The following is a 12,471-nucleotide window of genomic DNA, read 5'->3' as shown; positions in this document are numbered from 1 at the left end:
AGGCTAATATGATATAATAATAATGTAGTAAATAAATATACTAATTTGGGGGATGACAAATGAAATATGAAGTAGTAGCTTTATTCGATACTAGCTCAACCTATCACATGGATAATATTCTTAATAGAACATGCAGAAAATATAGATTGACAAAAAATTTCCCAAGCGCATATGTACATCTTGGTACTGTTTGGGACATAAAAATAGATGATTTAGATTCAATAGTGCATAAGGTTCTAAAACCTTATAAAAAATTTAAAGTTCAACTAAATAATAATATATTAGTAGATGAAAGCAATAAACTTATCAGCTTGAAAGTTGAAAATAAAGGATATATTACCAGAATAGCTAGAAACTTAAACGAAACACTTTCTTTATCTGGATTTTCTGTTAAAACTCAAAATGAAAAAGATGAGCTATATGTTCCTTTAGCCAATATCCTTAGTAATAAAAGAAATTATTTTCTTAAAAATAATAATTTTCATCCTCTATGGAGTTATAACCAAAATTATACTTTTAAAGTAAACAGGATAGAAGTTTGGAAAAGCTCAAATAATAAGAGAGACTCTAGTGTAAAGAGATACGAGTTAAGAGATTACTAAATCATACAGGAGGCCTTAAAATGAAATATTATATTGTGGCTCTGTTTGATGAAAATACCTACAAACACTTAGAAAAGATTCAAATAGAACTTTCTAAAAAATATAACCTTTATAGCAAATTGCCAAAGTTACACATAACATTAGAAGTGATAGATGAGCCTGACATAAATAAATTACAAGAAATTATCTCTAACATACTAAAGGATCATAAAAAATTTCAAGTTGAAATAAACGATGTCATCTGTTTTGATCCACCCTATAAATCTGTAAACCTTAAAGTAAACGAGGGAGGAATAATTACAGATTTATCCAAAAACTTTAATAAAACATTAAGAGCTCATAATTTTAATGTTAGAGATAACATTGAAGACTGGGATTTACATATTTCCATTGCGAACACTAACTTTTCCTCTAGAGAATGGTCTCAGGAAGAATTTGTACAAGCCTGTACTTTACTTAAAAGCCAAAAATGCAACTTTTTAGGTACCATTGAAAAAATACAACTTTGGAGTCCTATAAATGATTCTGATAAAATGATTATACACAGTTATGAGCTTAAATAAATTTAATAGTCAAGCTTTTCTAATTTTATTTTATTATTTTTTTCTGTAATCGTTTCGTAATCTTTTAATATTCTTAAAAATCAGATAGAATATATTTATACTCTTAAAATTAGAAAGGCGGCTTTTATTTATGAGATTTGACAGGTTGTTCTCTTTGCAAAAAGATTTAAACAATCACATAGAGCAAGCGCATAATTTAACTGGTCCACTTCTATCTAAAAAAATACTAGCTCTACAAGTTGAAATTGGAGAACTAGCTAACGAAACCAGATGCTTTAAATACTGGAGTAACAAAGGTCCTTCAAGTAAAGATGTAATTCTTGAAGAATATGTAGATTGCCTACATTTCATATTAAGTATTGGTCTCGATAAAGGTTATGAAAATATAGATTTTACATCTGTACAATCAGAAACTGTAATCATTCAACAATTTTTAAATCTATTTATCGACATAAATGACTTCATAACTTGTAACTCAAAAGACCACTACATAACCTTATTTCAAGATTTTATTTCACTAGGACTTAGCTTAGACTTTTCAATAGAAGACATTGAAAATGGTTACTTAAAAAAGAATAAATTAAATCATAAACGTCAAGAACAAGGATACTAATCTCTGCCTCCCATAATTTAAGTAATACATATTAATATTATGGTTAAAATATTATGGGAGGGTGATTTTTTATGATTGGATTATTAATGTCTATAATATCTGGGATTTGTATGAGTCTCCAAGGTGTGTTTAATACTAGACTAGGTGAAAAAATAGGCACTTGGGAAACAAATGTGTTTGTTCAAGGCACTGGTTTTGCTATTACTTTAATAATACTATTTCTAGTAGGAAAAGGTAATTTTAAAAATATAAAATCTGTAAACAAACTGTATCTCCTTGGGGGGGTTCTAGGAGTAATAATAATATTCACAGTTATGGAAGGAATATCAAGGTTAGGCCCAACATATTCCATTGCCACTATATTGATTTCACAACTAGCTGCCGCCGCTTTAATAGATGCTTTTGGCGCCTTTGGTAGCGAACGATTACATTTTGGTTTGACTAAATATATTGGTTTAGGACTAATGATATTGGGCATTGTGCTGTTTAAATGGAGGGGCTAATTTTCTTATAAAATTTTAAGGGGGATTTTTCATGGATTTTAAGCAAATAGAAGCTTTTATAAGTGTTGCAAAACTAAAAAGTTTCTCCAAAGCTGCAAATGACATTTTTTTATCACAACCTACTATAAGTTCTCATATTTCTAGTTTAGAAAAAGATTTAAATGTACAACTTTTTGACAGAACTTCTAAAGAAGTAAATTTAACACCGGCTGGAGAATCTTTCCTGGAATATGCTATTGACATAATCAATATCAGAAATAACGCTGTAAGCCATGTGTCTTGCTTTAATAATAATATATGTGGCAAACTAAGTTTATTGGCCAGTACTACTCCTTGTAATTCAATAGTTCCAAAATTAATTTTAAAATTTGGAAATAAATATCCTGAAACCACTTTTGATGTAAAAGAACTCAGTTCAGGCAATATTGTTAAGAGCATATTAAATTTTGACCATGAATTAGGGATAGTAGGAACTTACATAGAAGATGATAAAATTAAAAGTTATAAATTACTAGAAGACGAATTAGTTATAATCTCCAGTAAAAACTTAAATTTACCAGATATAGTAGATGTAGATACATTAAAGAAACAAAGGTTCATAATGAGAGAGAAATCTTCTGCTACTAGAGCTACTATGGAAGCTGAATTTAAAAAATATGGTATAAATTTAAACTCCCTAAATGTTATATGCGAAGTAAATAACATAGATACTTTAATTCAGTTTGTAAATACAGGTATGGGGATTTCCATAGTTTCAAAGAAAATCTTTGAAAATTGCTCTAATTCTAGCAAATTAAAAATAAGTAAAATAAAAGACATCAATATCAATAGAGGTATATATTTAATAATAAATTTCAAACGCACACTAACGCCTTGCGGCAAGGCTTTTCTAAAACTTTGCGCTGATGAATACAACCTTAAACTTTAATATTATAAGATATTCATAAGCTGAGATTTATCTATAGTTCTTTACTCCATGTAAATCTCAGCTTATAACGTCTTTTTTAGTGGCACCCTCCACAACATGAGCAGTTTCCACCGCAGGAATTCTTTCCATAATACTTTCCCTTGTAAACTCTTTCCACTTCCTCACTATTGCATTTAGGGCATTTAACTTTTTCATCAGATGAAACTATTTCAAAAAATTCACTTCCGCATTCCTTGCATTTAAAATCAATTATTGGCATAGTAACTCTCCTCCGAATCTATAATTTTTTTTTATTTATATAATTATAAATATATTTATTTCATATACTAAATTATATAAAACCTCATTTTTATTTTAACACTTAGCTTTATTTTAAACTATAATATAGTGTAACACTTTTAGGGGGTTTTTTATATAATGTTTTCATTTAAAAACAAGTTAGAAAAAAACTTAAAGTTTTCTCTAGATAATAATGAATATAAAAACTACAGAGTATTGCTACACTACAAAACCCTAAAGAAAAAAATAGAAGGCAAAATTAATCGCTATAAGGGAAATATAGTCAGAAGCATTCCAAGTTTAAACACATTTTGTGCTTACGTTTCTCCTTATAGCCTAGGTAGGCTACTAGAACATCCTGAAATAGATTATGCTTGTTTTGATGAAATTGCCTTAATCTGTGGTGAAGAACAAAGTATACAAGAAACTAATAGTATTTCTCTTAAAGGGAACTACAGATTAAGTGGCAGAGGAATAGGAATTGGTTTAGTAGACACTGGAGTTTATCCCCACGAGGATCTGAAAAAACCTTTTAATAAAATAGTACAATTTAAAGACTTAATTAGAGATTATAGTTATGCATATGACGATAACGGTCATGGTACTTTTATAAGCGGTCTTTTATGCGGAAGTGGTGAAAATTCAAATGGTAGATTTAAAGGTATTGCAGAAAACAGTCATATATACTGTATAAAAGCTTTTAACGGTGCTGGAAAAGGCTTTATTTCCGACATACTCTTTGCCTTGGAAACATTAATAGATGAAAGCGAATTAAATAACATAAAGCTAATTTGTCTCCCTTTTGAATTTTTAAACAATAATTCTTTTATACTATCTCTATTTGATTCCATATTTAAAAAAGCCCAGGAAAAAGGTATTACAATTCTCGTACCTGCTGGCCATAATGGAAATACTCAAAGTTCTATAAGAGGCATAGCTACTCTAAGTAGCTGTATTACTGTAGGTGGAATAGACACTTGTCATTATCCTCCTAAGCCCTATGAATTTTCTTCTTCAGGCCCTTATAAAAACTTTCAAAAACCAGATTTAGTAGCCGCTTGTGTAAACTTAACCTCTCTAAATAGCGATCCATCTTACTTATCGCAAAGAAACAATATGAAAATATATCCTAGACCTATAAAAAAACTCTATACCTCTTACACAGGTACCTCTTGTGCTGTAGCTTATGTATGTGGCCTTTGCGCATTATTATTAGAAAATAATCATAATCTAAAATTTCAGGATATTTTATCCTTACTGAAAGTTTCTTGTACGCTATTAAATATGCCTAAAAATCTACAAGGAAGTGGAGTGATAAATATAGATAAGCTCCTACCTTAATTTTTATCTATTAGTAGGTAATTCTTTATTTTTTATAAATATAATTTTACATGATACACATATAAAATCGTATAATTCTTGCCAAAATTACTAATGAATATTATAATTTAATTAACTAATAATATTTATTATTAGATATTATTTATGAGGAGTGATTAATATGATTAGCCAAAGATTATTTGATGAACTAAATAAACAAGTTAACTATGAATTTTATTCTGAATACCTTTATTTAGCAATGGCAGCATACTGTGAATCATTAGACTTGGAAGGTTTCGGAAATTTTTTCAAAGTTCAAGCAGAAGAAGAAAGGTTCCACGCTATGAAACTTTTTAACTATATAAATGAAATGGATGGAAGAGTTACTTTAGATTCTATAGAAAAACCTTGTAATGAATATGAATCTGCTTTAGATGTATTTGAAAAAGCTCTAAAACATGAAAAATTAGTGACTAGCAGAATTTATCATCTTAGCGATATAGCCACTGAAGAAAGGGAGCATGCTACTATAAGCTTTCTAAAATGGTATATAGACGAACAAGTAGAGGAGGAAGCTAGTTTCAGTAAACTTGTAAAAAAACTTAAATTATTAAAAGATGACAGCCACGGTCTATTTATGTTAGACTCAGAACTTGCCCAAAGAACCTTTACACCACCAGTTACTAACTAAAAAGCATATATTGTGAAGCAAGTGCTATAAGAAAAATCTGTCTTTAAGTCCACAATAAATATATTTTATTAGACTGTTCGCAGTACGCCAAGAAATTCTAATGTTTTCAAATTTCAATACCCTAAAGCTTTCAAACTCGCTTCTAACGGCGCTCAAACATGAAAGCTTCTTAACGGGTATTGAAATTTGAAAACAAAGAATTTCTAAGGCTAGCTCAATAGTCTAAAAAAATATATTTATTGTTACCTTAAAGACAGATTTTTCGGTTCATACGTACATTACTTATGGGGCAGACGGCCTACTAAAGGAGGATTTTCCTCTACTATGTTACGGAAAATTTTTAATTAAATAAATGGAATAGCAAAAAAGCTATAACAATTTCATTAAATAGAATAGCTATAGCTTTTCTTTTCAAGCACTTTAAAAATATCTTATTGGCGTTAGCTAGCGTAAATATAAAAGCTAGGGTTTATACAAGTCAGTATAGTAGTCTATTTTGCGTCAGCAGAACCCACCGATAGTCTTACTAGCGACGGAACCTGCTTACTTGCCTGACACAAAATATACTAGCATCTTTGACTTGTTATTTCTTTTCGTGTACCTTACGGCAAAAAATATTAAGTTTTATTTAATATTTTAATAATTTGGTATACACTAGTTACTAATCAAAGTAACTAATTATATCTCATAATTAGTTAAAATATTATTAGTAACTAGGATTGTAGATTAAACGAAAGGCTACGCCTAAAAAATATTATGAGCGCTTTCTTTTTTATAAATAGAAGATTTTCCATAGCGAAGCGGAGGAAAATTATCCTTTAGTAGGCTTCTCCTCTCAAAACGCATACATATTAAACTAAAAATCTGATTTTAATGTAGTAATAAATGTAGAATTTGGGACTATTGAACTAGCCTTAGAACTTCTTATGTCTCACAGTTAAAGACCCGTTAAGAAGCTTTCATGTTTGAACGAGGAACGAGTGAGTTTGAAAGCTTTAGGGTCTTTAACTGTGGGACATTTAGAAGTTCTTGGCGTATTGTGAACAGTCCCAAATTACACATTTATTACGGAATTAAAATCAGATTTTCCTTCAATGTATTGCTCCACAATTTTCTTATTTTATGCTTCTTGTAATTCTAAGTTTACTTCTTTAGCTTCGCTTCTTTTAGCAATGGTATCTACAATTATTGCTATAGCTCCATCCCCTGTAACATTAGTAGCTGTTCCAAAACTATCTTGCGCAGCATGAAGGGCAATCATAAGACCTTGTTGGGCCGGATTGAACATAAGCATATCTTTAAGAAGTCCTAAAGACGCCATAACTCCTCCCCCTGGTATTCCAGGTGCTGCTACCATAGTTACTCCTAGCATTAATATGAATGGAAACATAGTGCTAAAAGTTGGCATAACACCATTCATAATCATAACTCCCATAGATGCTAATACTAAAGTTATTGTATCTCCTGCTAAGTGTATAGTAGCACATAAGGGAATAACAAAGTCAGATATATCTTCTGAAATACCATTTTTTCTTGCACTCTGCAAAGTTACTGGTATAGTAGCTGCTGATGATTGAGTTCCTAAAGCAGTAAAATACGCTGGTATCATATTTTTAATAGACTTAAAAGGTTTTTTTCTACTTATCAACCATGCCATACTATACTGTGCAAATAAATACGCAATTTGAAGTAAAAATAAAATAATATATACTGATGAAAACGCCTTTAATGTTCTAAATATATCTCCGGAAATGGTTAATTTAATAAATATGCCTATAATGTACACTGGTACAAAAGGTATTAATATATTTTTAATCACTAAGGATATTATATCTTGAAAATCCTTTGCACTTTGTAGTAATGTCTTTCCTTTAATTTTTGACATTCCAACTCCAAGCATAAAAGCCATTACCAGCGCTGTCATTACTCCCATAACAGGATCTATATTTAATGAAAAATATGGTTTTATATCTACTCCTGATTTTTTAGTTACTTCTCCTGCCTTTAATATTTTAGGTAATATAGCCATTCCTACAAAATATGAAACTGTTCCCGCTATTACAGTTGAAATGTATGCAATAGCAGCTGTCAGCGCTAGTAGTTTTCCTGATTCTTTTCCCAGCTCAGCAATTCCCGGTGCCACAAAAGCTATTATTATGCAAGGAATTATAAATCCTAAAAAAGCCCCAAATAATTCACTAAATGTAATAAAAATTCTAGGTATAGCGTAATTGCCTACCTTCAATGATACTGACCCTATAATAATACCTAATAAAATTGCTAACATAAGTCTTGGTAATAAACCTACCTTTTTCATTTGTTTGCCCCCTTCTTATTTATGTATGAATTTTTTTAACTAAGTGTCTCACTATCCTCTAAGTTCATCTATTTTTACCCCCTTTTCCTATTTTGTGTACGTTGTGCAAACACATTTGTGTTTTGTAAATTAAAAAATATGTTAACACCTTTTTTAAAGCATGTCAACATATTTCTTCAATACATTTTCTATATTTTTTTATAATGCTAAATTATATACTTGTAAAATTGTGCTATGATTCTTTTTACCTTGTAGATTCCTTAAATATTTCTTGAGCTATTTTGACAGATTCTCTAGCATCTTTTGCATAATAATTAGCACCTATGTTTTTTGCGTAGTCTGGATTTAAAACCGCACCACCTACAAAAACCTCTACATCTAGTCCATTTTCTTTTAAAGCCTTAATAGTTTCTTCCATACTCTTTACTGTAGTGGTCATCAAAGCACTCAACCCTATTAATTTTATATCCCTTATTCTTGCCTCCTCCACTACCTTTTTAACTGGTACATCTTTTCCTAAATCAATTACTTTAAATCCATAGTTTTCTAGAAGTAATTTAACTATATTTTTTCCTATATCGTGAATATCTCCCTGTACTGTAGCTAGTATTATTTTCCCTTTATAAATCTCCTGTTTTCCCTGCTCTTTAATGTTATTTTTTATTATATCAAAAGCGCTTTTGACTGTTTCCGCCGATTGAATAAGCTGAGGTAAAAACATCTCCCCCTCCTCGTATTTTTTGCCTACTTCATCTAATGCTGGTATCAAATATTCTTCTATAATTTCCAATGAATTTTTGAAATTTAGAAGTTCCCTTGTGGCATTTGCAGTTTCTTCTTTTAGACCTGATATAATCATATGTTTTAAACTTTTATCCTGCCCCTGACTTTCCAGCTTACAGTTCTCTTTAAAAGGAGCGATTTTTCCCACATAGTTCTTTCCTCCAATATCCTCTCCATCAATTACTCTATAAGCATATACAGTGTTCATGGCTTCTCTATCCATAGGGTTTATTATAACCGCATCAACTCCCATAGCTAATGCCATGGACAAATATGTTCTATCTAAAAGTCCTCTGCTAGGAAGTCCAAAAGATATATTGGTTATTCCTAGTAAAGTTTTAACTCCCAATCTTTCTTTTACTAGTCTAACGGTTTTTAAGGTTTCTATGGCTTCCTTCTGTTGTGCTGACACTGTAAGCACCAATGAATCTATTAATATATTTTCCTTAGGGATTCCATACTCCTGGGCCTTATTTACTATTCTTTTTGCTATAGCAAATCTCTCTTCTGCAGTGGAAGGTACCCCATTTTCATCCAGAGTTAATCCTATTACACAAGCACCGTATTTCTTAACTATAGGGAATATCTTTTCCATAATTTCTTTTCTACCATTTACAGAATTTATAATTGGCTTACCATTATATACTCTAACTGACGCCTCAATAACCTTACTGTCCGAACTATCAATTTGAAGAGGGGTATTTATAATCGCTTGAATTTCCTTTATAGCCTTTACCATAACCCCTTTTTCATCTATACCAGGCAGTCCTAAATTTATATCTATAAAGTCTACACCACTATCCTTTTGTTTAACCACTTGATTAAGTAGAAAATCTACATCTTCATTTTCTAATGCTTCTTTAAAATCCTTTTTACCTGTAGGATTTATTCTGTCACTTGCTACCTTAGCACCTTCATCTATTATAATTGTCTTAGAAGAACTACACAAAGTAGTGATTTTAGGGCCATCAGTTTTAACCACTTTCATGCCTTTAATTAGCTTAACAGTTTCTTCTATATATCTTTCATCTGTTCCACAGCATCCTCCTAAAATACTTGCTCCCATCTGCGCTATGTCCTTCATATTTATTGCAAACTCTTCTGGACCTAAACTATAGACTAATTTTCCATCTTGAATTTGTGGTAATCCTGCATTAGGTTGAACCATAATAGGTAAATGAGCATATTTACAGATCTCTCTAATTATTTCTTTAATTTCCTTAGGTCCAAAGGAACAATTAACTCCAAGTGCATCTACTCCTAAGCTTTCTAGTATAGTTACCATAGTTAGAGGATCTGTGCCACTTAAAGTTCTTCCATCTTCTCCAAAGGTCATAGTACATAGTATAGGTAAATCTGTATTCTCCTTAGCAGCTAACACTGCCGCCTTAGCCTCATATACATCTGTCATAGTCTCAATTAATATTAGATTGCATCCTGCCTTATATCCTGCTACTATTTGTCTTTTAAATATATTGTAAGCTTCTTCAAAACACAAAATCCCCATAGGTTCTAAAAGCTGTCCAATAGGCCCCACATCCAGAGCTACATATTTTCCATTTCCAGCTTTTTTAGCAATATTTACTCCACTCTCCACTATCTCTTCTACGGTAAAATTAGTACCTTTTAACTTATACTCATTAGCACCAAAGGTATTAGCTGTAATTATATTTGCTCCTGCTTTTATATATTTTTGGTGTATTTCAATAATTTTATTTGGTTGAAGCATGTTGTAGGTTTCTGGAATCTCCCCTGCCAATAACCCGCTTTTTTGCAACATAGTTCCCATAGCACCATCAAAAAATAAAATTTCTTTGCCAAATCTCTCTCTAATTATCACAATAGCCCTCATCCTTTCTGTATGCACAACTTTTATAATTACTACAATTTTTACAGTGTCTTTTTTTATTGAATTCTTTATCCACAATTCCTATTAATGCAGTCACAGATTTTCTGGGCATAAGAATGAAGTTATCAGTACAAGTAAGCCCCATTTTATAGGACCCTAGAACCCTAAGTATGTCACTCTGAATTTCTATACTAAAATCACCATATCCTGGACTATATCTTTGAGTAATAAATAAGTCTTGTTCCTCTGCAAATCTCTTGATATTATCCTCTACTTTATCACATAGAATCTCTACTGCTACCGTGGCACAGGCATCTAGTACCGCAGCTTTAGTAAGATTAACTATTTCATAATATCTTATGATTTTTTCTATTTCACCACCTATGGTAACAGTCATAACAGCACAGCTTTTAGCATTACATAGGTGACTTTGAATATCCTTTCCCTTTAATACAATATTTGTACCTTCCAGCTCCATATACTCTTCTTTTTTTATTATGGGAAATATATTGTACAAAAAATGTTCTTGAACAGCTTTTTCTGTTTCTTCTATGCAGTCATCTATAAGCCTGTGCATATTTTCATCTATATGCTGTCCCCTATATCCTAAGTATCTAAGCACTTCTTTTTTATCTATTGCCATAAACTCACTACTTCCCACTTAATTCTCTTCTTAGCCAGTCTAATGATTTCATAACAGCTACTTCTCTTATCTTCTGCCTGTTACCATTTAAATTTAGTTTCTTGGTTTTCACCTTTCCTTTTATATAAATACCTAAATATACTAAGCCCACCGGCTTTTCCTCTGTTCCTCCACCAGGTCCCGCTATTCCTGTAGTAGACAATCCTATATCTGTACCTGCCTCTTTTGCTATGCCTTCAGCCATTTCTGCTGCAGTCTCATCACTAACTGCATCGTATCTGTCTAAGGTTTCTTTTCTAACACCTAGTCTTTTAATTTTTGCTTCATTACTATAGGTAACTGCTCCTTCTAAAAATACAGAGGATATACCAGGATAATTTATTAACCTTCCTGCTAAAAGTCCTCCAGTACAAGATTCTGCTGTTGCTATGGTTAGATTATTTTTTATTAAAATTTTAGCAACTTCATCCTCTATGGTGGTATTCCCCTCACCATATACATTTATTCCTAATCTTTCTCTTAAAAGTTTCTCTATAGGATCTATAAGTTTCTTAGCTTCTTCTTCCTCGTTAGCCTTAGCAGTTATCCTAAAAGTTACCTCTCCATCTTTAGCATAAGGAGCTACTGTTGGATTGCTTTGATTATCTAAAATATCTTGTATCATCTCCGCTGCTCTACTTTCTCCTAAACCTATCACTCTTAATACTTTTGAGTACAAAACTCCTGAAGTATATTTTTTAATATAAGGCACAAAAGATTCTTCAAACATAGGAACAAGCTCCTTTGGGGGTCCTGGGAAAACTGCTACTATTTTATTTTCATGCTCTAATATACAACCTGGCGCAGTGCCATTGTTATTAGTCATTATAATAGCCTCCTCTGGAAAATAGGCTTGCTTTTTATTACTTTCTGGCATATACCTATGAGATTTATTAAAATACTCCTCTATCCTTTTCAAAGACTCCTTATGGATTACAGCTTTTTTATTTAAAAATTCAAATACTGTTTCTTTTGTAAGGTCATCTTTAGTAGGTCCAAGTCCTCCAGTAGTTATAACTAAATCAGATCTTGTAAAGGCTAATTCCAATGCTTCTTTTAATCTACATGGATTATCTCCTACTACACCTTGAAAAAATACCTCTACACCTAAATCTGCTAGTCTTTTAGCTACATACTGTGCATCTGTATTAATTATGTCTCCTAGTAATATCTCCGTTCCCACAGCTAAAATCTCTGCTTGCATATTTATTCCTTCTTTCTTTAATATATTGTGATTAGAATCACAATTTTTTTATTTACTTTGGATATAAAACCCTATTTCCTTTAAGTATAACATGCTATTTAATTTTATCTTTTACATAATATTGAAAAATGTTGTTA

At 31.2% G+C, this 12,471-nt stretch carries 12 protein-coding genes; 7 read left to right on the top strand and 5 right to left on the bottom strand.

Annotated features, from left to right (window positions below; translation table 11 throughout):
- The first annotated feature begins 59 nt into the window (after positions 1-59).
- The 5 genes from C1715_RS03855 to C1715_RS03835 all read left to right on the top strand — a co-directional run bounded on the left by C1715_RS03855 (position 60) and on the right by C1715_RS03835 (position 3,209).
- On the top strand, positions 60-602 hold the full coding sequence (locus C1715_RS03855; protein ID WP_102399336.1) for a hypothetical protein: 543 nt from the start codon (positions 60-62) through the stop codon (positions 600-602).
- 20 nt (positions 603-622) lie between these two features.
- Positions 623-1,165, top strand: coding sequence for a 2'-5' RNA ligase family protein (locus C1715_RS03850; RefSeq protein ID WP_102399335.1), 543 nt, complete (start codon positions 623-625; stop codon positions 1,163-1,165).
- Positions 1,166-1,295: 130 nt separating this feature from the next.
- Positions 1,296-1,778: a dUTP diphosphatase gene (locus C1715_RS03845; protein WP_102399334.1), complete on the top strand. Its 483-nt coding sequence runs from the start codon at positions 1,296-1,298 to the stop codon at positions 1,776-1,778.
- 71 nt (positions 1,779-1,849) lie between these two features.
- Positions 1,850-2,281 carry a DMT family transporter gene (locus tag C1715_RS03840; RefSeq protein ID WP_102399333.1) on the top strand — a complete coding sequence of 144 codons (432 nt, stop codon included), beginning with the start codon at positions 1,850-1,852 and terminating at the stop codon, positions 2,279-2,281.
- Between the two features lie 31 nt (positions 2,282-2,312).
- Complete coding sequence (locus C1715_RS03835) at positions 2,313-3,209, top strand: selenium metabolism-associated LysR family transcriptional regulator (protein WP_102399332.1); 897 nt, start codon at positions 2,313-2,315, stop codon at positions 3,207-3,209.
- Between the two features lie 76 nt (positions 3,210-3,285).
- On the opposite strand, the gene C1715_RS03830 is transcribed toward C1715_RS03835, so the two are convergent.
- Positions 3,286-3,468, bottom strand: a complete 183-nt coding sequence (locus C1715_RS03830) for an FmdB family zinc ribbon protein (protein WP_102399331.1) — start codon at positions 3,466-3,468, stop codon at positions 3,286-3,288.
- 158 nt (positions 3,469-3,626) lie between these two features.
- On the opposite strand from C1715_RS03830, the gene C1715_RS03825 reads away from it, so the two are divergent.
- Positions 3,627-4,829 (top strand): S8 family serine peptidase, encoded by a 1,203-nt coding sequence (locus C1715_RS03825; protein WP_102399330.1) that lies wholly within the window; start codon positions 3,627-3,629, stop codon positions 4,827-4,829.
- Between the two features lie 160 nt (positions 4,830-4,989).
- Entirely contained in the window at positions 4,990-5,499 is a 510-nt protein-coding gene (locus tag C1715_RS03820; RefSeq protein ID WP_102399329.1) for a ferritin, read from the top strand.
- 1,120 nt (positions 5,500-6,619) lie between these two features.
- On the opposite strand, the gene C1715_RS03815 is transcribed toward C1715_RS03820, so the two are convergent.
- From C1715_RS03815 to C1715_RS03800, 4 genes are all read right to left on the bottom strand, one after another.
- Positions 6,620-7,816, bottom strand: coding sequence for a dicarboxylate/amino acid:cation symporter (locus C1715_RS03815; protein WP_102399328.1), 1,197 nt, complete (start codon positions 7,814-7,816; stop codon positions 6,620-6,622).
- Positions 7,817-8,060: 244 nt separating this feature from the next.
- Positions 8,061-10,439, bottom strand: a complete 2,379-nt coding sequence (locus tag C1715_RS03810) for a homocysteine S-methyltransferase family protein (protein WP_180963981.1) — start codon at positions 10,437-10,439, stop codon at positions 8,061-8,063.
- Complete coding sequence (locus tag C1715_RS03805; RefSeq protein WP_102399326.1) at positions 10,429-11,091, bottom strand: methionine synthase; 663 nt, start codon at positions 11,089-11,091, stop codon at positions 10,429-10,431. The genes C1715_RS03810 and C1715_RS03805 overlap by 11 nt, the downstream gene beginning before the upstream one ends.
- 7 nt (positions 11,092-11,098) lie before the next feature.
- Positions 11,099-12,334 carry a competence/damage-inducible protein A gene (locus C1715_RS03800; RefSeq protein ID WP_102399325.1) on the bottom strand — a complete coding sequence of 412 codons (1,236 nt, stop codon included), beginning with the start codon at positions 12,332-12,334 and terminating at the stop codon, positions 11,099-11,101.
- Positions 12,335-12,471 lie beyond the last annotated feature (137 nt).

The organism is Haloimpatiens massiliensis (assembly GCF_900184255.1).
In the GTDB taxonomy this organism is placed as follows: Bacteria; Bacillota; Clostridia; order Clostridiales; family Clostridiaceae; genus Haloimpatiens; species Haloimpatiens massiliensis.
This window is presented reverse-complemented; position numbering and strand designations above follow the sequence as displayed.

Bases quoted from the DNA above. Each gene is read 5' to 3' on its own strand.
- C1715_RS03855 (WP_102399336.1), top strand. From the start codon at position 60: ATGAAATATGAAGTAGTAGCTTTATTCGATACTAGCTCAACCTATCAC.
- C1715_RS03850 (WP_102399335.1), top strand. From the start codon at position 623: ATGAAATATTATATTGTGGCTCTGTTTGATGAAAATACCTACAAACAC.
- C1715_RS03845 (WP_102399334.1), top strand. From the start codon at position 1,296: ATGAGATTTGACAGGTTGTTCTCTTTGCAAAAAGATTTAAACAATCAC.
- C1715_RS03840 (WP_102399333.1), top strand. From the start codon at position 1,850: ATGATTGGATTATTAATGTCTATAATATCTGGGATTTGTATGAGTCTC.
- C1715_RS03835 (WP_102399332.1), top strand. From the start codon at position 2,313: ATGGATTTTAAGCAAATAGAAGCTTTTATAAGTGTTGCAAAACTAAAA.
- C1715_RS03830 (WP_102399331.1), bottom strand. From the start codon at position 3,468: ATGCCAATAATTGATTTTAAATGCAAGGAATGCGGAAGTGAATTTTTT.
- C1715_RS03825 (WP_102399330.1), top strand. From the start codon at position 3,627: ATGTTTTCATTTAAAAACAAGTTAGAAAAAAACTTAAAGTTTTCTCTA.
- C1715_RS03820 (WP_102399329.1), top strand. From the start codon at position 4,990: ATGATTAGCCAAAGATTATTTGATGAACTAAATAAACAAGTTAACTAT.
- C1715_RS03815 (WP_102399328.1), bottom strand. From the start codon at position 7,816: ATGAAAAAGGTAGGTTTATTACCAAGACTTATGTTAGCAATTTTATTA.
- C1715_RS03805 (WP_102399326.1), bottom strand. From the start codon at position 11,091: ATGGCAATAGATAAAAAAGAAGTGCTTAGATACTTAGGATATAGGGGA.
- C1715_RS03800 (WP_102399325.1), bottom strand. From the start codon at position 12,334: ATGCAAGCAGAGATTTTAGCTGTGGGAACGGAGATATTACTAGGAGAC.